This is a genomic window from Salmonella sp. 32010601201800023SM, from assembly GCF_017572235.1.
GTDB lineage: Bacteria > Pseudomonadota > Gammaproteobacteria > Enterobacterales > Enterobacteriaceae > Salmonella > Salmonella enterica.
In genome coordinates this window covers 350,701-371,190 of the sequence record NZ_JAGEQS010000001.1, presented here as the reverse complement: position 1 = coordinate 371,190, position 20,490 = coordinate 350,701, and the positions used below count along the sequence as shown (strand labels likewise).

18 protein-coding genes are annotated in these 20,490 nt (G+C 52.5%); 6 read left to right on the top strand and 12 right to left on the bottom strand.

From position 1 onward, the window contains the following. Positions 1–29: 29 nt before the first annotated feature. The 4 genes from ptrB to yebG form a co-directional block, all read right to left on the bottom strand. Positions 30–2,081, bottom strand: coding sequence for an oligopeptidase B (ptrB, locus tag J4617_RS01890; protein WP_000936990.1), 2,052 nt, complete (start codon positions 2,079–2,081; stop codon positions 30–32). Positions 2,082–2,293: 212 nt separating this feature from the next. Then, a complete protein-coding gene (locus tag J4617_RS01885) occupies positions 2,294–2,953 on the bottom strand; it encodes a tellurite resistance TerB family protein (protein ID WP_000024707.1) in 660 nt (219 codons plus the stop codon). A 93-nt stretch (positions 2,954–3,046) separates the two neighbouring features. Beyond that, positions 3,047–3,400: a protein YebF gene (gene yebF, locus J4617_RS01880; RefSeq protein ID WP_001042123.1), complete on the bottom strand. Its 354-nt coding sequence runs from the start codon at positions 3,398–3,400 to the stop codon at positions 3,047–3,049. 67 nt (positions 3,401–3,467) lie between these two features. Then, positions 3,468–3,758 carry a DNA damage-inducible protein YebG gene (yebG, locus tag J4617_RS01875; RefSeq protein WP_000257723.1) on the bottom strand — a complete coding sequence of 97 codons (291 nt, stop codon included), beginning with the start codon at positions 3,756–3,758 and terminating at the stop codon, positions 3,468–3,470. A gap of 130 nt (positions 3,759–3,888) precedes the next feature. On the opposite strand from yebG, the gene purT reads away from it, so the two are divergent. Continuing rightward, the gene (gene purT, locus J4617_RS01870; protein WP_000173419.1) at positions 3,889–5,067 is read left to right on the top strand and encodes a formate-dependent phosphoribosylglycinamide formyltransferase; all 1,179 of its coding nucleotides are present in this window, start codon (positions 3,889–3,891) and stop codon (positions 5,065–5,067) included. A gap of 99 nt (positions 5,068–5,166) precedes the next feature. On the opposite strand, the gene kdgA is transcribed toward purT, so the two are convergent. The 3 genes from kdgA to zwf form a co-directional block, all read right to left on the bottom strand. After that, positions 5,167–5,808 (bottom strand): bifunctional 4-hydroxy-2-oxoglutarate aldolase/2-dehydro-3-deoxy-phosphogluconate aldolase, encoded by a 642-nt coding sequence (gene kdgA, locus J4617_RS01865; protein ID WP_000800494.1) that lies wholly within the window; start codon positions 5,806–5,808, stop codon positions 5,167–5,169. A gap of 37 nt (positions 5,809–5,845) precedes the next feature. Then, positions 5,846–7,657 carry a phosphogluconate dehydratase gene (gene edd / locus J4617_RS01860; protein WP_017466119.1) on the bottom strand — a complete coding sequence of 604 codons (1,812 nt, stop codon included), beginning with the start codon at positions 7,655–7,657 and terminating at the stop codon, positions 5,846–5,848. A gap of 234 nt (positions 7,658–7,891) precedes the next feature. Further along, positions 7,892–9,367 carry a glucose-6-phosphate dehydrogenase gene (zwf, locus tag J4617_RS01855; protein WP_000301711.1) on the bottom strand — a complete coding sequence of 492 codons (1,476 nt, stop codon included), beginning with the start codon at positions 9,365–9,367 and terminating at the stop codon, positions 7,892–7,894. A 341-nt stretch (positions 9,368–9,708) separates the two neighbouring features. On the opposite strand from zwf, the gene J4617_RS01850 reads away from it, so the two are divergent. Further along, the gene (locus J4617_RS01850; protein ID WP_001056720.1) at positions 9,709–10,578 is read left to right on the top strand and encodes a MurR/RpiR family transcriptional regulator; all 870 of its coding nucleotides are present in this window, start codon (positions 9,709–9,711) and stop codon (positions 10,576–10,578) included. A gap of 123 nt (positions 10,579–10,701) precedes the next feature. Then, complete coding sequence (pyk, locus tag J4617_RS01845; RefSeq protein WP_000091156.1) at positions 10,702–12,144, top strand: pyruvate kinase; 1,443 nt, start codon at positions 10,702–10,704, stop codon at positions 12,142–12,144. 72 nt (positions 12,145–12,216) lie between these two features. Here pyk and lpxM read toward each other — a convergent pair whose 3' ends face one another. The 3 genes from lpxM to znuA form a co-directional block, all read right to left on the bottom strand. After that, positions 12,217–13,188, bottom strand: a complete 972-nt coding sequence (lpxM, locus tag J4617_RS01840; RefSeq protein WP_000448401.1) for a lauroyl-Kdo(2)-lipid IV(A) myristoyltransferase — start codon at positions 13,186–13,188, stop codon at positions 12,217–12,219. A 124-nt stretch (positions 13,189–13,312) separates the two neighbouring features. Continuing rightward, positions 13,313–14,632: a murein DD-endopeptidase MepM gene (gene mepM, locus J4617_RS01835; RefSeq protein WP_001184028.1), complete on the bottom strand. Its 1,320-nt coding sequence runs from the start codon at positions 14,630–14,632 to the stop codon at positions 13,313–13,315. Positions 14,633–14,647: 15 nt separating this feature from the next. Beyond that, complete coding sequence (gene znuA, locus J4617_RS01830; RefSeq protein WP_000939597.1) at positions 14,648–15,592, bottom strand: zinc ABC transporter substrate-binding protein ZnuA; 945 nt, start codon at positions 15,590–15,592, stop codon at positions 14,648–14,650. Between the two features lie 78 nt (positions 15,593–15,670). On the opposite strand from znuA, the gene znuC reads away from it, so the two are divergent. Together znuC and znuB are read left to right on the top strand one after the other, a co-directional pair. Continuing rightward, complete coding sequence (gene znuC / locus J4617_RS01825; protein WP_000203023.1) at positions 15,671–16,426, top strand: zinc ABC transporter ATP-binding protein ZnuC; 756 nt, start codon at positions 15,671–15,673, stop codon at positions 16,424–16,426. Continuing rightward, entirely contained in the window at positions 16,423–17,208 is a 786-nt protein-coding gene (znuB, locus tag J4617_RS01820; RefSeq protein WP_000571508.1) for a zinc ABC transporter permease subunit ZnuB, read from the top strand. Before znuC ends, znuB begins: the two co-directional genes overlap by 4 nt. Positions 17,209–17,286: 78 nt before the next feature. Here the strand turns inward: znuB and ruvB are convergent, their stop codons facing one another. After that, entirely contained in the window at positions 17,287–18,297 is a 1,011-nt protein-coding gene (gene ruvB / locus J4617_RS01815; RefSeq protein ID WP_000568504.1) for a Holliday junction branch migration DNA helicase RuvB, read from the bottom strand. Positions 18,298–18,305: 8 nt separating this feature from the next. Beyond that, complete coding sequence (ruvA, locus tag J4617_RS01810) at positions 18,306–18,917, bottom strand: Holliday junction branch migration protein RuvA (protein WP_000580335.1); 612 nt, start codon at positions 18,915–18,917, stop codon at positions 18,306–18,308. A gap of 419 nt (positions 18,918–19,336) precedes the next feature. On the opposite strand from ruvA, the gene J4617_RS01805 reads away from it, so the two are divergent. Further along, the gene (locus J4617_RS01805) at positions 19,337–20,233 is read left to right on the top strand and encodes a DUF4034 domain-containing protein (protein ID WP_001597478.1); all 897 of its coding nucleotides are present in this window, start codon (positions 19,337–19,339) and stop codon (positions 20,231–20,233) included. Positions 20,234–20,490 lie beyond the last annotated feature (257 nt).

Genomic DNA, 20,490 nt, shown 5'->3' with positions numbered 1-20,490 from the left:
CGCTCACAAGCCGTTGCGGGCGCGCGCGTCTATGCGCTATGTAAGGTTCCCTGCGCCAGGCCGATTAAAAAGGCGAACTCCAGCGCGACGCCTTCGTAGGATTTAAACCGCCCCGACTTACCACCGTGCCCGGAGTCCATATCCGTACATAACAGCAGCAGACGTTGGTCCGTTTTTAGCTCGCGTAATTTTGCCACCCACTTCGCCGGTTCCCAGTATTGCACCTGGGAATCGTGCAATCCTGTCGTCACCAGCAGGTGCGGATAGTCCTGCGCTTTGACATTGTCATAAGGACTATAGCTTTTCATATAGTCATAATACTCAATATCCTGCGGGTTCCCCCACTCTTCAAACTCTCCTGTCGTTAGTGGGATCGACTCATCCAGCATCGTGGTTAATACATCAACAAAGGGTACCTGGGCAATAACGCCGTGGAAAAGCTCGGGACGTTCGTTGATAGCGACGCCCATTAACATTCCGCCCGCGCTCCCGCCCATCCCGTAACACAGCGACGGCGAACCGTAACCCAGTTTTAATAAGGCATCGCAGGCATCAAGATAGTCATTAAAAGTATTCCGCTTTTTGAGGAATTTGCCATCTTCATACCACTGCTGCCCCAGCTCACCGCCGCCGCGAACGTGTACGATTGCGTAAACAAAGCCACGATCCAGCAAGCTCAGTCGGCTGCTGCTGAAGTCGGCGTCAATACTGGAACCGTAAGATCCGTAACCGTAAACCAGAAGCGGATTTTGCCCTTTACGAAAATACTTCTGATGATAAACCAGCGATACCGGCACTTCGACGCCGTCGCGTGCGGTGATCCACAGGTGTTCGCTCTGATAACAGCCAGAATCAAACCCAGGCACTTCCGTCTGTTTAAGCACCCGTCGTTCTCCGGTATCCATATCCAGTTCAAACAAGGTATCTGGCGTCGTCATTGAAGAATAGCCGTAACGCAGCCGGGAGGTCTCAGGTTCGGGATTATAGGCAAGCCACGTCACGTAAGCCGGATCGTCAAAGGCGATGCCTATCACTTCACGGGTTTTACGGTTAATTTGCCGCAGGCTGGTAAGCCCCCGTTGACGCTCTTCGACCACTAACCAGTCGGTAAACAGGGTAAACCCTTCCAGCATAATATGCTCGCGCGGAGGGATCAGCTCTTCCCAGGCGTTTTCATTGCGCACGCGGGTACGGTACAACCCAAAGTTTTTACCGTTCCGGTTAGAACGCAGGTAAAACTTATGTTGATAGTGATCGAGACTATATTCGTGGTCTTTGCGGCGCGGTAAGAATGAAAACGGCTCGGCATCGGCCAGTTCCGCGTCAAGTAATAGCACTTCGCTAGTGGTGGCGCTGGCAAGATGAATCACCACATAATGCTGCGAAGTGGTTTTATGCAGGCTGACATAAAAGGTATCGTCTTTCTCCTCATATACCAGTTCATCTTGCGATGACGGAGTGCCAATCGTGTGCCGCCAAACCTGATAGGGCAGCAGCGTCTTCTTATGCTTACGCACATAGTAAAGGGTCAAGGAATCATTGGCCCAGACAAATTCAGGCGCAACGTTATCCAGCAGTTCCGGATACCAGTTACCGCTTTCGAGGTTACGAAAACGCAACCCATACTGACGACGGGATAAATAATCTTCCGCCAGCGCCATGATGGTATTATCCGGCGTAATGGCAAGTCCGCCGAGCGTATAAAATTCGCTGTGCGCGGCCCGCTGGTTCGCATCGAGCAAGGTTTCCCACACATCCCACTCTTCGCTTAACGCCGATTGTCGTTGATAGATGGCATATTCGCAGCCGGGTTCATAGATATAACGGTAGCGATAGCCGTTTTTCACATACGGAGCGGAAACTTCTCTGGGCGGGATGCGATCGATAATTTCTTTTAGAATGCGGTCCTGTAACGCCTGCTGAGAGGACATGACCTTCCGGCCATACTCATTTTCCTGATGCAGGTAATCAAGGACTTCCGGCTGCGAGCGAGTGTCATCTCGCAGCCAGTAATAATTATCAATGCGCGTATCGCCATGTACGGTCATGGCATAGGGAATTCGATTGGCTTTTGGCAACATGTCGTTTTTTCTTTTGCGTTAATATTTGTTATATATCACGCGGCAAACACAGCGGCTTAGCATGGTAGTCCCGGTAGCTCACCTCGGTAAGCGCCTGAGATGTCACTGCTTCGCCGCTATCCTGCAACATGAATGACGTAAACTATCCATCCTATAAGGGTGGCAAAAGACACGCATGATGCAAGCGAAACATGTTACTTAATGGCAGGTTATCAGCCTGGTAGCGCCTGTTTTTGCTGCTGCAAGTCCTGCTCGATACCGTCCCGAACCTCCTGAGGAATTTTTAGTGCGTCTCCTAACGCATTCAGATAGCTACGTTCCATAAAGTGGTCAATATCAATGGCGGCGCAGCTCAGGAAGTAGATTTCCAGGGCTTCTTCTTCATTACGAACGCCCTGTGCCAGACGTTGTGGATCAAGCGGCTGCTCAATAGCTTTTTCGATAAACACACGCCCTTGCTCTTCCACACCTGATTCTCGCAGTTGGTGCTCAATCGCCGCGCGTTCTTTGGCATCAATATGCCCATCGCTTTTTGCAGCAAAAACCAGCGCCAGGATCAGTCGCTCAGTGCGAACATCCAGCGGCGTACTTTGGCTGCCGAATTGCGGCTCCCCCTGATGCGCGGCGCGTACTTTATCTTTGTACTTATTCCACAATACGGAACCCGCTACCGCGCCGCCGCCCACCAGCAAAGCGCCAGTACCGTATTTGGTTAATAATTTGCGCGAAGACTTATTGGCGACCAACAGTCCAGCCAGACCGCCCAGCGCGCCGGGAACCAGCAGTTTATTTAACCCCTGTTCACCGGAAGGCGATGCGGAAGCGCCTTTTTGCCCAAGAAGTGATTGTAATTGGTTCAACCAGTTAGCCATAGTACCCCTCAAATACAGACCAATAATGGTCAAGCGTACCTGAGGGGATGTCAGGAATTGTCTGTTCCGGCAAAAGAAGCGCAAATTACGCTGCTAGCGGGGCTTATATTCCGCCTTGCCGGCTTTGCAATCAACGATAACCTGATAATGAATATCGGCGCTTTTACCGCGAACGGTTAGCGGAACTGTCCATTTATCATTTTGACCTACAACGTCCTGCACATTAACCCACGCGACCGGGTCAGCCTGCCCGACCTTTTTTTGGTCGTCTGCCCACCGCACGATACGATTTTGCTGGTAGTCGCGCTTCACGCTTGCCGCAATCCCGGCGGCATCCAGCCCTTCGCACTGCGGAAACTTAACCGATTTACTCTCGGTGGATGCCGCAAATGCCGATACGCTGGCGGATAACAACAGCAGGCTCAACAACGCTCCTCTTTTATTCATACTTTTCTCCTTAGCACAATGATTCAGGAAAAGCATGGTACAAAACGCCGGGAGCGCAAGTGTGGGTTCAGGCGGCTTGCTTTTTCGTTTTACTCGCGGCGTCCTTTTCAACCGCCTGCGGAGAAGGCAACTTACCGGTTTTGAGGATAGTGCTTAATACCTCTTTATGTTCCGCCAGCCACAGCGACAACGCCTCGCGCTGCCCATCTTCCAGCACGACTGGCGACTGCTCAAGCCAGGTATCAAGAAGATCGGCAGTATCGAGCATTTTGTCCCAGGCGTCGGCTTCCTTTTTACTGGTAAATGACATCTTTTCCTCACCCTCGCGAATGACTACGTATTTAACTTCAACCGCCATTTTGCAGCCCCTTATTTACCTGTGTTTATATACAGTATATTGCAAGGCAGCAAGAAAAGCAATCTATTCGAAAAGACATACGCAAACGTTTTCGTATATACTGCGCGCAGGTAAATAAGGGGACAGAAATATGACGCTATTAGGCACTGCGCTGCGTCCGGCAGCAACGCGGGTGATGTTATTAGGGGCAGGTGAATTGGGAAAAGAGGTGGCGATTGAATGCCAACGCCTGGGGATCGAGGTTATCGCCGTCGATCGCTATCCTGATGCGCCCGCCATGCATGTGGCTCACCGTTCACACGTCATTAATATGCTGGACGGCGAGGCGCTACGTCATGTGATTACAGAGGAAAAACCGCATTATATCGTGCCGGAAATAGAAGCGATCGCCACCGATACGCTGCGTGAGCTGGAGGACGAAGGGCTGAATGTTGTGCCTTGCGCCCGTGCAACGCAGCTCACAATGAACCGCGAAGGGATTCGTCGCCTGGCCGCAGAAGAATTAGGTCTGCCGACATCGACGTATCGCTTTGCCGACAGTGAGGCCAGTTTTCATGATGCGGTAGCCGCAGTGGGTTTTCCTTGCATCGTCAAACCGGTCATGAGCTCTTCCGGCAAAGGCCAGAGCTTTATCCGCTCGGCCGAACAGCTCGCGCAGGCATGGGAGTATGCTCAACAGGGCGGACGCGCTGGCGCGGGTCGCGTGATTGTGGAAGGCGTGGTTAAATTTGATTTTGAAATTACGCTGCTCACCGTTAGCGCCGTCGATGGCGTGCATTTCTGCGCGCCGGTCGGTCATCGTCAGCAAGATGGTGACTATCGCGAATCCTGGCAGCCACAGCAGATGAGCGAACTGGCGCTGAAGCGGGCGCAAGAGATTGCTCGTCATGTGGTACTGGCGTTAGGCGGTCATGGCCTGTTCGGCGTTGAACTCTTCGTCTGTGGCGATGAAGTCATTTTCAGCGAAGTCTCCCCTCGCCCGCACGATACCGGAATGGTCACGTTGATTTCTCAGGATCTCTCTGAGTTTGCGCTGCATGTGCGCGCCTTTCTGGGAATGCCCGTAGGCGCTATTCGCCAGTATGGTCCCGCTGCCTCGGCCGTGATTCTGCCGCAGCTTACCAGTCAAAATGTGACGTTTGATAATGTACACGCGGCGGTAGGAGCCGGAGTACAGGTACGGCTGTTTGGTAAGCCTGAGATCGACGGCACTCGTCGTCTTGGTGTAGCGTTAGCGACAGGTGAAAACGTTGAAGAAGCGGTGATAAGAGCGAAAAAGGCCGCCAGCCGCGTGACGGTAAAAGGCTAATGCGCCATCGCCTGATGGCGACGTTAGCGCATTTTTATCAGACCTGCCTGATCGCCACTCGTAAGCCCGATAAGCAAGCGCCATCGGGCATTTAACGGCTTACTGCTTCGCGCCTTCTACCGCTTCGCGCGCCAGTTTGGTGATGCGATCGTAATCACCCGCTTCCAGCGCGTCGGCCGGCACCAGCCAGGAACCGCCGATGCACAACACGCTTTTCAGCGCCAGATAGTCACGATAGTTTGCCGGAGAGATGCCGCCGGTTGGGCAGAAACGTACCTGAGAGAACGGGCCGGCAATCGCCTGCAACGCTTTAGTGCCGCCATTCGCTTCCGCCGGGAAGAATTTGAACTCTTTCAGACCATAGTCCATGCCCAACATCAGTTCAGAAACGGTGCTAATACCGGGAATCAATGGGATAGTGCCTGCCGTCGCGGCTTTCAGCAGTGGCTCAGTCAGTCCCGGGCTAATCGCAAATTGCGCGCCCGCTTCCGTCACCTCCGCCAACTGCTGCGGATTGAGAACGGTTCCGGCGCCGACAATCGCTTCCGGCACGTCTTTAGCGATAGCGCGAATTGCATCCATCGCGCAGGCCGTACGTAAAGTCACTTCCAGAACGCGAACGCCCCCGGCCACCAGCGCTTTAGCCATCGGCACCGCGTGCTCCAGTTTATTGACTACAATGACCGGGACAACCGGGCCGGTGGTCAGGATTGCTTCTGCACTTGTTTTCCAGTTTTTCATCGGAATTCTTCTCTCGCCTGATTACTAGTGTGTCATCTTAAAAAGTGATACAGGTTGCGCCCTGCTCCGCACCCGACAGCTTTTCGCGCAGCGCGCCAAACAACTCACGCCCCGTTCCGACGCGCGACGCGCTCAGGTCCGGAATATGAGGCTGACGAGCGGCAAGTTCCGCCTCGTCGACCAGCAGAGTTAACTCACCTGTCTGCCCATTCACGCGAATGATGTCGCCATCGCGCACTTTTGCCAGTAAGCCGCCATCGTAGGCTTCCGGCGTTACGTGGATAGCTGAAGGCACTTTACCCGAAGCGCCTGAAAGTCGTCCATCAGTAACTAACGCGATTTTGAAACGGCGGTCCAATAATACACCAAGTGGCGGCATGAGTTTATGTAATTCTGGCATTCCATTCGCTTTTGGTCCCTGATGACGCACGACAACGACACAATCCCGGTCAAGCAGGCCCGCGTCAAACGCAGGCAGCACATCATGCTGACTTTCAAATACCATGGCAGGCGCTTCAATGATCTGGTTTTCAACCGGTACCGCAGACGTCTTCATTACTGCGCGCCCCAGATTACCGCTTAGCACCTTAGTACCGCCGTGAGGAGAGAACGGCTTATCAAAAGAGGCAATGACATCGTTATCCAGTGACCTTTCCGCGCCTTCACGCCAGTCCAGCTCGCCGTTGTTGAGCCAGGGCTCCAGCGTATAGCGTTTCAGGCCGAAGCCTGCGACAGTATTAACGTCTTCGTGCAGCAATCCGGCATTGAGCAGCTCACGCATCAATACCGGTACGCCGCCCGCCGCCTGGAAGTGGTTAATGTCCGCCGGACCGTTCGGGTACAGACGCGCCATCAACGGAACCACTTCCGACAAATCCGAGAAGTCATCCCAGTTGATCAGAATGCCCGCCGCGCGCGCCATTGCAACCAGATGCATGGTGTGGTTGGTGGAACCGCCGGTAGCCAGCAGCGCGACAATGCCGTTCACCACGACTTTTTCGTCGATCATTTTACCGAGCGGCATCCACGTATTGCCGTTGCCGGTAAGACGTGTTACCTGACGTGCGGCAGCGGCAGTCAATGCCTCGCGCAGCGGCGCATCCGGATGCACAAACGAGGAACCCGGCAACTGCATTCCCATAAACTCCACCACCATCTGGTTGGTGTTGGCGGTGCCGTAAAATGTACAGGTGCCCGGCGCATGGTAAGAGGCGGCTTCCGACTCCAGCAGCGCCATTCTGTCTACTTTTCCTTCCGCATATAGCTGACGAATACGGACTTTTTCTTTATTCGGCAGGCCGCTCGCCATCGGGCCTGACGGAACAAAAATCGCGGGTAAATGACCAAAAGAGAGCGCGGCCATCGCCAGCCCCGGAACTATTTTGTCGCATACGCCGAGGAATAACGCGCCGTCAAACATATTGTGAGAGAGGCCTACTGCTGCCGACATCGCTATCACTTCGCGGCTGAGTAATGACAACTCCATGCCATCCTGCCCTTGCGTAACGCCATCGCACATTGCCGGTACGCCGCCTGCGACCTGACCTACCGCATTCACGGAATGCAGGGCCTGACGAATAATCTGCGGATAATGTTCATACGGTTGATGCGCAGAGAGCATGTCATTGTAGGAGGTAATAATGGCGATATTATTGCGCAACATACTTTTCAGCGAGGCTTTGTCCTCTGGCTGACAGGCGGCGAAGCCATGCGCCAGGTTGCCGCAGGCCAGTTGAGATCGGTGGACCGTGGCGGTTTTCACCTGCTCAATGCGGGCAAGATAGGCTTCTCGGGTCTGCTGCGAGCGTTCGACAATACGCTGTGTTACGCGTAACAAATTAGGATTCATAGAGGCTCCTGAAATTTATCTGTCCGGCTACCGGGTTTACCATGCGTTTCATCAATGTGGAAAGACAGTGAAATACATGATGTCCGGTGATAATGGGGCAAAATCGTTTCAGGCAGTGTAATAAAAAAAGCCTCGCAGGTGAATCCACACGAGGCTTAAAAGTGCAAAAATGATTCTACAATCTGTGTTAGATCATGTTACCGGTAAAATACCACCTAAGAGTGAGTGGCAAATTTACTCAAACTCATTCCACGAACGACCGTCACGGGTAATCATCGCCACGGACGCTACCGGTCCCCAGGTGCCCGCCTGATACGGCTTCGGCGCGTCGTTGTCCATCGCCCATGCTTCGGTAATGGAGTCCACCCACTTCCAGGCTTCTTCCACTTCGTCACGGCGGACAAACAGCGCCTGAATGCCACGCATCGTTTCCAGCAGCAGGCGTTCATAGGCATCCGCCAGGTGCGTCTGATTAAAGGTCTCGGAGTAGCTCAGATCAAGCTTCGTGATCTGCAGATTATGCTTATGATCCAGCCCCGGTACTTTGTTAAGCACCTGAATATCTACGCCTTCATCCGGCTGCAGGCGAATCGTCAATTTGTTCTGCGGCAGGTCTTGCCAGGACTCTTTAAAGAGATTCAGTTCAGGCGTCTTGAAATAAACCACGACTTCAGAGCACTTGGTTGGCAGACGCTTGCCGGTACGCAGATAGAATGGCACGCCCGCCCAACGCCAGTTATCGATGTCGACGCGGATCGCGACGAACGTTTCGGTGTTGCTGCTTTTATTCGCGCCCTCTTCTTCCAGATAGCCCGGCACCTTTTGACCCTGCGCAAAGCCAGCGGTGTATTGACCACGAACCGTTTTTTCACGCACGTTGGAGCGATCAATACGGCGCAGCGATTTCAACACTTTGACTTTTTCATCGCGAATACTGTCGGCGCTCAGGTCAGACGGCGGTGACATGGCAATCATGCAGAGAATTTGCAGCAAGTGGTTCTGGATCATATCGCGCATCTGACCGGCCTGGTCAAAGTATCCCCAGCGCCCTTCAATCCCCACCTCTTCCGCTACGGTAATCTCAACGTGATCGATAGTGCGGTTATCCCAGTTATTAACGAATAACGAGTTGGCAAAACGCAGCGCCAGCAGGTTGAGAACCGTTTCTTTACCCAGATAGTGGTCGATACGATATACCTGGCACTCTTCAAAGTATTCGCCGACCCGATCGTTAATCTCACGCGAGGTCGCCAGCGAAGTACCCAACGGTTTTTCCATCACGACGCGCGCCGGTTTGGCGTTGAGTTTAGCCTCTCCTAACCCTTTGCAAATAGCGCCAAAGGTGCTGGGCGGCATCGCAAAATAGTTAATGGTGGTGCGGTTTTTTTGATCCAGCATATCGCCCAGGCGACTAAACGCAGGCGTATCGTTAACGTCAAGATTACAAAAATCCAGACGGCCGCTCAGCGTATCCCACAAGCCTTCATCAATTTTTTCCTTCATGAAGGTTTCCAGCGCTTCACGCACGACGTGGGTATAAGCTTCTTTATCCCAGTCCGCGCGCCCCACCCCAATGATCCGGGTATCCGGATGGATCTGGCCGGCTTTCTCAAGCTGATACAGGGAAGGCAGCAGTTTCCGGCGCGCCAGGTCGCCTTTCGCGCCGAAAATGACCAGGTCACATGCCTGGGCTGTTTGCGTTACCGCCATGTCATTCTCCTCAGTTAATCTCCTGGTACTTTAGCCAGGATATCGTTGTAATTTTATTACACAGCACTGTACTGCTTTTACGAGATTACGGAAACCGTAAACGCCTTTTCATGGGTGAACCGGCGTTTGATTGGCAATATAATCGGCAAAACGCCTAATAAAATTGTCGCTTTTCCACACAAGCTGGAACTCAAAATCCGACATCGGTCATGTAATGAAAAAAAACGACACCTTTTTTAGCCATTTTGCCCCCTTCGGCAGTCGCCAGGAGTAATATCTAACAAAACGCGCTCGGTTTCGCGCATCATTGAAATCGCTAATACCCATGAGCCTTGCTAATCATGAATATGCTGGAAAAAGTCCAGTCTCAACTGGAACATTTAAGCAAATCTGAACGAAAAGTCGCCGATGTTATTCTGGCCGCCCCAGGCAGATCGATTCACTTAAGCATTGCCATGCTGGCCCAGGAAGCTAACGTTAGCGAGCCAACGGTGAACCGTTTCTGTCGCAGCATGAATACCCGCGGCTTTCCTGATTTTAAACTGCATCTGGCGCAAAGTCTGGCAAATGGCACCCCCTATGTTAATCGCAATGTGGATGAAGATGACAGCGTCGAGGCCTATACAGGAAAAATCTTCGAGTCCGCTATGGCCAGTCTCGACCATGTTCGCCAGTCGCTGGATAAATCGGCCGTCAACCGCGCGGTCGATTTACTGACCCAGGCAAAAAAAATCGCCTTTTTTGGTCTTGGTTCCTCCGCCGCGGTCGCGCATGACGCCATGAATAAGTTTTTTCGCTTCAATGTGCCGGTGATTTACTCCGACGATATCGTGCTGCAACGGATGAGCTGTATGAATTGTAGCGATGATGACGTCGTCGTGCTCATTTCGCATACTGGCAGAACCAAGAGCCTGGTGGAACTGGCGCAGTTGGCGCGGGAAAACGATGCGATGGTGATCGCCCTGACCTCCGCTGGAACGCCGCTGGCGCGCGAAGCCACGCTGGCCATTACCCTCGACGTACCGGAAGATACAGACATTTATATGCCCATGGTCTCTCGACTTGCTCAGCTGACCGTGATAGATGTGCTGGCAACGGGATTTACTTTGCGTCGCGGGGCAAAATTCAGAGATAACTTGAAGCGTGTCAAGGAAGCGCTCAAGGAATCGCGTTTTGATAAAGAATTACTCATCAAGAGTGATGACCGCTAAAAGCAATAACAATGTTCTACCCTTTTCGTCATCCGGGGACGTTCATTTTATACCGTTAAGGTTTCAGAACGACCGGATCAATGTTCACGCAACACCAAGTTGTTTTAGTCAACGGAGTATTACATGTCCAGAAGGCTTCGCAGAACCAAAATCGTTACCACGTTAGGCCCGGCAACTGACCGCGATAACAACCTTGAGAAGGTTATCGCCGCGGGCGCAAACGTAGTACGTATGAACTTCTCTCACGGCTCGCCGGAAGATCATAAAATGCGTGCTGATAAAGTCCGTGAGATTGCCGCCAAACTGGGGCGTCATGTGGCTATTTTAGGCGACCTGCAAGGGCCAAAAATTCGCGTTTCCACTTTTAAAGAAGGCAAAGTGTTCCTCAACATCGGGGACAAATTTCTGTTAGACGCTAACCTGGGTAAAGGCGAAGGCGACAAAGAAAAAGTCGGCATTGATTACAAAGGGTTGCCGGCAGACGTCGTTCCTGGCGATATCCTGCTGCTTGACGATGGTCGAGTGCAGTTGAAAGTGCTTGAAGTCCAGGGCATGAAAGTCTTTACCGAGGTCACCGTCGGCGGCCCGCTGTCTAACAATAAAGGCATTAACAAGCTCGGCGGCGGGCTTTCTGCTGAAGCGCTGACCGAAAAAGACAAAGCCGATATTCAAACCGCTGCGCTGATAGGTGTTGACTATCTGGCCGTCTCCTTCCCGCGCTGCGGCGAAGATCTGAACTATGCACGCCGCCTGGCGCGCGACGCCGGCTGCGACGCGAAAATTGTGGCTAAGGTCGAACGCGCCGAAGCGGTATGCGACCAAAACGCCATGGACGATATCATTCTGGCCTCTGACGTTGTGATGGTCGCACGTGGCGATCTGGGCGTTGAAATCGGCGATCCGGAGCTGGTTGGTATCCAGAAAGCGCTGATTCGCCGTGCGCGTCAGCTAAACCGCGCAGTCATCACCGCAACGCAGATGATGGAGTCGATGATCACCAACCCGATGCCGACCCGTGCGGAAGTGATGGACGTGGCGAACGCCGTCCTGGATGGCACGGATGCGGTTATGCTGTCTGCCGAAACCGCAGCCGGTCAGTATCCTTCTGAAACCGTTGCCGCAATGGCGCGCGTCTGCCTGGGCGCAGAAAAAATCCCCAGCATCAATGTGTCTAAACACCGTCTCGACGTGCAGTTCGACAACGTTGAAGAAGCCATTGCCATGTCTGCGATGTATGCGGCAAACCATCTGAAAGGTGTTACCGCGATCATCACCATGACGGAATCCGGTCGTACCGCGCTAATGACTTCCCGTATCAGCTCCGGCCTGCCGATTTTCGCCATGTCGCGCCATGAACGCACGCTGAACCTGACCGCGCTCTACCGCGGAGTAACGCCAGTGCATTTTGATAGCGCGGCTGATGGCGTTGTCGCGGCGCATGAAGCTGTTAATCTGCTGCGCGATAAAGGGTATCTGGTTTCCGGCGACCTGGTTATCGTGACTCAGGGCGATGTCATGAGCACCGTCGGTTCAACCAATACCACGCGTATTTTGACCGTTGAGTAAAACTCCTCCACGCCTGTTCATCAGGTAGTACAGGGTTTGTCAGCATAAAGCCTCTCTTACGAGAGGCTTTATTTATTTGATAGGATAAAGATCTTTACGCTTATACGGCTGAATCTCGCCTGGCTTGCGGGTTTTGAGCAGCTTCAGGATCCAGGTGTACTGTTCCGGATGCGGGCCGACAAAAATTTCGACCTCTTCGTTCATCCGTCTGGCGATAGTGTGGTCGTCAGCCGTGAGCAGATCGTCCATTGGCGGGCGAATCTGGATAGTCAGGCGATGCGTTTTACCATTATACACCGGGAAAAGCGGTATCACGCGTGCGCGGCACACTTTCATCAGCCGACCAATCGCAGGCAGCGTTGCTTTGTATGTCGCAAAGAAATCAACGAATTCACTATGCTCCGGGCCGTGATCCTGGTCCGGCAGGTAGTAACCCCAGTAGCCCTGACGAACAGACTGAATAAAGGGTTTAATCCCGTCATTGCGCGCATGCAAACGTCCGCCAAAACGCCGACGCACGGTGTTCCAGATATAGTCAAAAACCGGATTACCCTGATTATGAAACATCGCCGCCATTTTTTGCCCCTGAGAGGCCATCAGCATGGCTGGAATGTCGACGCCCCAGCCATGCGGTACGAGAAAAATGACTTTTTCGTCGTTACGACGCATCTCCTCGATAATCTCCAGACCTTCCCAGTCAACACGCTGTTGAATTTTTTTCGGACCGCGCATCGCCAACTCAGCCATCATCGCCATTGCCTGCGGCGCGGTGGCGAACATCTCATCGACAATCGCTTCGCGTTCAGCTTCGCTACGCTGCGGAAAGCACAATGACAGATTAATTAGCGCCCGGCGACGAGAACTCTTCCCCAGCCGTCCGGCAAAACGCCCCAGCGTCGCCAGCAAAGGGTCGCGGAATGATGCCGGTGTTAATGCGATCCCCGCCATTGCCGCCGCGCCCAACCAGGCGCCCCAATACTGCGGATAGCGAAAGGATTTTTCGAATTCAGGGATATACTCACTATTATTTTTTTTGGTTTCCATGCTTTTCCAGGGTCTGCTGACGCGAAAAGGAATTAAGGAATTGTGAATAGTGTAGCGACGTCTGCGTCTCACACAAAACAAAAAAGCCGGCACACATCGCGTACCGGCTCTGTCAGCGCATTTGTTAATCGAAGCGCAGTTGCGGCAGAACCTCTTTCACCTGTGCCAGGTATTCACGACGATCTGACCCCGTCAGACCTTCCGTGCGCGGCAATTTTGCTGTTAGAGGGTTAACGGCTTGCTGGTTGATCCATACCTCATAATGCAGATGCGGCCCTGTGGAGCGCCCGGTGTTACCAGAAAGCGCAATACGATCGCCACGTTTCACTTTTTGCCCCGGTTTCACCAGCAGCTTACGCAAGTGCATATAACGTGTGGTGTAGGTGCGTCCATGACGAATCGCAATGTAGTAACCGGCAGCGCCGCTACGTTTAGCGACCACGACCTCGCCATCCCCCACCGACAGCACCGGCGTACCCTGCGGCATCGCAAAGTCAACGCCACGATGCGGCGCAACGCGTCCAGTAACCGGGTTCAGACGGCGCGGATTGAAATTGGAGGAGATGCGGAACTGTTTGGCGGTCGGGAAGCGTAAAAAGCCTTTCGCCAGGCCAACACCGTTACGGTCATAGAATTTACCGTCAGCGGCGCGAATGGCGTAGTAATCTTTACCATCGGAACGCATCCGCACGCCCAACAACTGACTCTGTTCACGCTTGCCATCCAGCATCTCGCGCGACATCAGAACCGAAAATTCATCGCCCTTTTTCAGCTTGCGAAAATCCATCTGCCACTGCATGGCTTTTATCACTGCGCTGATTTCGCTGCTGGTTAAACCGGCCTCTTTCGCGCTGGCGACAAAGCTACCCCCTACCGTACCTTTCAGCAGACTGTTAACCCAGTCCCCCTGCTGCATTTCACTGCTCATTTTAAAACCGTTGGCAGTGCGATCGTAGGTACGCGTTTCACGGCGGGAGACTTCCCATGTCAGACGCTGTAAATCGCCATCGGCGGTCAGTGTCCAGGAAAGCTGTTGGCCAATTTTCAGATTGCGCAGCTCCTTATCAGAAGCGGCAAGTCGGCTAATATCGCTCATATCGATGCCGTACTGATTCAAAATGCTGCTTAACGTATCGCCTGTGGAGACGACGTATTCATGGACGCCGACTTCGCCTGCGGTTTTATCGTCCAGCTCATCCTGAGGAATAGCTTCATCTTCCTGCGCGGCCTGATCGATGGGTTCGCTGGCCTCCGGTAAGAGGGAACGAATCTCGCTTTTCTCCAGTTCAATAGTTTTAACGATTGGCGCGGATTCTGGGTGGTAAACATAGGGCCGCCATACGGCGACGGCCAGTGTCAGAACGGTAAGTGACCCCAGCATAACGCGGTGGGGTCGGGGCAGATTATTAAATGCCAGGGCGACAGAGCGGGCTATCTGTTGCACGTATTCACTTCCTCGTTAATCTCCTTTCAGGCAGCTCGCATACTGGTTGGCTAATTGGCTTAAAAACGCTGAATAGCTTGTTTTACCCAGTTTAATGTTCGTCCCGAGGGGGTCCAGTGTTCCCATTCGAACGGATGTCCCTCTCGCCACGGCTTCCACGACCGCTGGCCTGAATTGTGGCTCAGCAAAAACGCAGGTTGCTTTTTGCTCAACCAACTGTGTTCTTATTTCATGTAAACGCTGCGCGCCAGGTTGTATCTCAGGGTTCACGGTAAAGTGACCGAGCGGGGTGAGTCCGTAGTGTTTTTCGTAGTAACCGTAGGCGTCATGAAAAACGAAATACCCTTTCCCCTTGAGCGGCGCGAGCTCGTTACCGACCTGTTTATCGGTTGCGGCTAATTGTGCCTCAAAATCCTTCAGGTTGGCGTCGAGTTTGGCTCGACTTTGCGGCATAAGTTCCACTAATTTTTCATGGATTGCAACCGCTGTAGCCCGCGCTATCTCTGGGGAGAGCCAAAGATGCATGTTATATTCGCCGTGATGGTGATGTACGTCACCTTTTTCCTCATCGGCGCCCGTATGCGCATGTTCATCCTCATCATCATCCGCGCCCTTCATGAGTAACGGTTTTACATCGGCAAGTTGCGCAATGGTAACCTGCTTATTATCAGGGATATTCCTGACCGACTTCTCCATAAAGGCTTCCATTTCCGGGCCAACCCAGACGACTAAGTCCGCGCCCTGTAAGCGTTTTACGTCTGATGGACGCAATGAATAATCATGCTCGGAAGCCCCATCCGGAAGTAATACTTGTGTATCCGTAACGCCATCAGCAATGGCGGAAGCGATAAACCCAAGCGGTTTAAGCGAAGCGACAACGGCGGCGTCGGCAGCCTGGGTTGCACTCCCCCAAAGCGCGGCGGATAATGCTGCGAAAAGAAGCGTATTTTTCTGTAACATAATGCGACTAATCATCGTAATGAATGTGTGAAATGTGATATTATAACATTCTATCACTTCTGCAAGCCTAAAATTAACATGACAAGTTTAGTTTCACTGGAAAACGTCTCGGTCTCATTTGGTCAACGCCGCGTCCTCTCTGACGTGTCGCTTGAATTGAGCCCCGGAAAAATTTTAACGCTTCTCGGCCCTAACGGCGCGGGGAAGTCAACGCTTGTACGCGTGGTTTTAGGACTGGTAGCCCCTGATGAAGGGGTGATCAAGCGCAACGGGCAACTCCGTATCGGCTATGTCCCGCAAAAGCTCTATCTCGATACCACGCTTCCGCTGACGGTAAACCGATTTTTACGTTTACGTCCCGGCACACAAAAAACGGATATTCTCCCGGCGCTTAAACGCGTTCAGGCCGGACATTTGATTGACGCGCCCATGCAAAAACTCTCTGGCGGTGAGACACAGCGCGTACTGCTGGCGCGTGCTCTGCTTAACAGGCCTCAGTTGCTGGTACTTGATGAGCCGACGCAAGGCGTGGATGTCAACGGCCAGGTCGCGTTATACGACCTTATCGATCAGCTGCGCCGTGAACTCGATTGCGCCGTGCTGATGGTGTCGCATGATCTACATCTGGTCATGGCAAAGACGGATGAAGTGTTATGCCTGAACCATCATATTTGCTGTTCCGGCGCGCCGGAAGTGGTGTCTATGCATCCGGAATTTATCTCTATGTTTGGCCCGCGAGGCGCGGAGCAATTAGGGATTTATCGCCATCATCATAATCATCGCCACGATTTACAGGGTCGTATTGTACTGCGCCGGGGAAATGGTCACTCATGATTGAATTATTACTGCCCGGCTGGCTGGCCGGGATGATGCTGGCGTGCGCCGCTGGTCCTTTGGGCTCATTTGTGGTCTGGCGTCGGATGTCCTATTTTGGCGATACGCTGGCTCACGCGTCGCTTCTGGGCGTGGCGTTTGGCCTGTTGCTGGACGTTAACCCCTTTTATGCGGTAATCGCCGTTACGCTGCTGCTGGCCGCCGGTCTGGTATGGCTGGAGAAACGCCCTCACCTCGCGATTGATACCTTACTGGGCATTATGGCGCACAGCGCCTTATCTTTAGGACTGGTCGTGGTCAGCCTGATGTCCAATGTCCGTGTTGATTTAATGGCTTATCTGTTTGGCGATTTACTGGCCGTCACGCCGGAAGATCTTATCTCGATCGCTATTGGGGTAGTTATTGTGCTGGCCATTCTCTTCTGGCAGTGGCGCAACTTGCTGTCAATGACTATCAGTCCGGATCTTGCCTTTGTCGATGGCGTGAAGTTACAGCGCGTGAAGCTGCTATTGATGCTGGTAACGGCGTTAACCATTGGCGTAGCGATGAAGTTTGTCGGAGCGCTGATCATTACGTCGCTGCTGATTATCCCCGCCGCAACCGCGCGTCGCTTTGCCCGTACGCCGGAGCAGATGGCGGGCGTCGCCGTTGGTGTAGGTATGATAGCGGTTACAGGTGGACTGACCTTCTCAGCCTTTTATGATACCCCGGCAGGGCCATCCGTAGTGCTATGTGCCGCGCTGCTGTTTATCTTCAGTATGATGAAAAAGCAGGCAAGCTAAGCGTGTGTTGCCCGGTGACGCTGCGCTTACCGGGCCTACAAAATCGCCCAGGTCTGATGAGCGCAGCGACTTCAGGCGTTAAGGCATCTCTGGCGGCGTAATACCAAAGTGGTTCCAGGCGCGCACCGTTGCCATACGCCCACGCGGCGTGCGCTGCAAAAAGCCTTGCTGAATCAGATACGGCTCCAGCACGTCCTCAATGGTTTCACGCTCTTCGCCAATCGCCGCCGCCAGGTTATCCAGTCCCACCGGACCACCGAAGAATTTATCAATAACCGCCAGCAGTAGCTTGCGATCCATATAATCAAATCCTTCCGCATCGACGTTCAGCATATCCAGCGCCTGCGCGGCAATTTCCGCTGAAATAGCCCCGTCATGCTTCACCTCAGCAAAATCACGCACACGTCTGAGCAGACGGTTGGCTATACGCGGCGTACCGCGCGCCCGACGCGCCACTTCCAGCGCGCCGTCATCGCTCATCTCAAGCCCCATGTGCCTTGCGCTGCGCCCGACGATGTGCTGCAGATCGGGCACCTGGTAGAACTCCAGGCGCTGCACAATACCAAAACGGTCACGTAGCGGGGACGTTAACGACCCGGCGCGCGTCGTCGCGCCAATGAGCGTAAACGGCGGCAGATCGATCTTAATTGAACGTGCGGCAGGCCCTTCGCCAATCATAATATCCAACTGGTAATCTTCCATCGCCGGATAGAGTACCTCTTCCACCACCGGTGAAAGCCGGTGAATCTCATCAATAAACAGCACATCATGCGGTTCAAGATTGGTGAGCATAGCCGCCAGATCGCCTGCTTTTTCCAGCACCGGGCCGGACGTGGTTCGGAGATTGACGCCCATTTCATTGGCAACGATATTCGCCAGAGTCGTCTTACCTAACCCTGGCGGGCCGAAAATCAGCAAGTGATCTAGTGCGTCGCCACGCAGTTTTGCCGCCTGAATAAAGATCTCCATCTGGGAGCGCACCTGCGGTTGGCCGACATATTCCGCCAATAGCTTCGGGCGAATGGCGCGATCGGCGACGTCTTCTGCGATCGTGGCGCCTGCTGAAATCAGGCGATCTGCTTCTATCATCCTTTACCTCATAACGCGGCGCGTAACGCGTCGCGAATCAGTGTTTCACTGCTTGCATCCGGACGGGCGATCTTGCTTACCATCCGACTGGCTTCTTGCGGTTTATAACCCAGCGCCACCAGCGCAGCAACTGCTTCTTGTTCTGCATCTTCCGAGGTTGGGCTGGCCGGCGACGTCAATACCAGATCGACCGCTGGCGTAAAGAGATCGCCATGTAGCCCTTTAAAGCGGTCTTTCATTTCGACAATCAGCCTTTCGGCGGTTTTCTTGCCGATACCCGGCAGCTTCACCAGTGCGCCAAGCTCTTCGCGCTCAACCGCATTGACGAACTGCTGCGCCGACATGCCGGAGAGAATCGCCAGCGCCAGCTTAGGCCCGACGCCATTCGTTTTAATTAGCTCTTTAAACAGCGTGCGCTCTTGCTTATTGTTGAATCCGTACAGCAACTGCGCATCTTCACGCACCACAAAGTGGGTGAAGACGATTGCCTCCTGCCCGGCCTCCGGCAGCTCGTAAAAGCAGGTCATAGGCATATGTACTTCATAGCCTACGCCCCCTGTCTCCAGCAGCACGATCGGGGGTTGTTTTTCGAGAATAATGCCTCTGAGTCTGCCTATCACATGAAGCTCCTGCGTAAAGGGCTGAAAAGATAATGCACTATCATAAAAAAAGACTGGATGTTTATCCAGATGAAAAACACGTTATTCGCCTATCTCAATGGCCTTCCCTTCGAATCGGTCGCGCAACACCACCGGGTGCCGCCGCGCCCCATGATGTGGAGATATAATAAGTGTCTATAATAAATATAATTCAATAACATTTTCTGTAAGAATAATAAATAAAAAGTCCAGATACGCATTATCACTATAGCTTGAATTTCCTCCGGTGAAAGCACATCCTTTATAAACATTTTTAATCATCTTGTTATTTAATCATTCAGGACAGAAATTCAATGTTATTGAAAAATATTGTCATAGGTGCATTAATGGCTATTCCTGCGCTGGCGTCAGCTAATAGCCTCACGGAAACACGGGAAAGAATGGCCATTGAGCAACAAGCTATCGCCTATACTGTCAGCCAAAAGTGGGACAAGCTGGACGCTATGTTTCAGGAATACAATACCGGATTCCCGACAACCAGCGGCGGAACTCATAAACTGGTTATCGCATGGGGAGGGATCTATAATCTTTTTTCAGTAGATGTTTCCGACAATGGTATTTCTGGCGTGGCAAAAGAGTGGCTTAAAGCAAACCCCAAATCCACGGGTGCAAGGCTGCTGCAAGCAATGGTTTTTGATGCTAAAGCCGTGAATTTACGCGGTGAAGGTGCGGCCAGCACGGTGGACTCTGATATATGGCCGAAATATAAGAAGCTGATGATTCAGGAAAAAGAGTATCTGTTAAAGAACAAAGATATTGCCGACAAAGATGTGACCTGGTATCAGGAAATGGAAATGGTCGCACGCAATCTTGAGGATAAAGAGCTGCTCTATAGCACTTTGGAAGAAGCCAGCAAAAAATATCCCGCCTATCAAAATATTTATATCGAGGCCATGGTTGCTCGTTTGCCTAAATGGGGTGGTTCTCCGGAAGAAGTCGAAAAAATCGCCAGAATGGCCGCAGAAAAAAACAAAGATCAATCGGGACTTTCTTACTACGCTTATATCTGGAGTAATGCAATCCATTACCAACCTGAATTAATGGCTTTACTGAATAAACGTCAGATTGTCTCCTGGGACGATATGCTGCAAGGTTGGAGAGATCGCTACAAACAGTTCCCATCAACCCGCACGCTTAATAATATTCTGATAACTTCCTGCATTGCCCGCGATAAAGACTCCTTTGTGAAAGCAGATAAAATGATTCAAGGGGAAACGGAGCGGGATACCTGGCCACAAGGGTTAAATTATCGGGAATGCCAGCAGTCCTTCCAATAATTGCCAGATTACCATCACAGTTTAATGCATAGCATTAATTGAATTAAGCCGCCTCAGCCGTTATATGCAGAGGTGGTTTAATGGGAAATGTCCTTCAACCTCTGGACCATGAACGAGATAAACGGTACCGTTGTTAATCACTTCCTTACCCTTTACAAGAATAATAATCAGCGATTGATGAACAGTACAGACTCGATATTTTTTTGCATTGCAACCTAACCTTTTGCACTTTCGCCTCCTGTTCCCCCTGGCGCTTA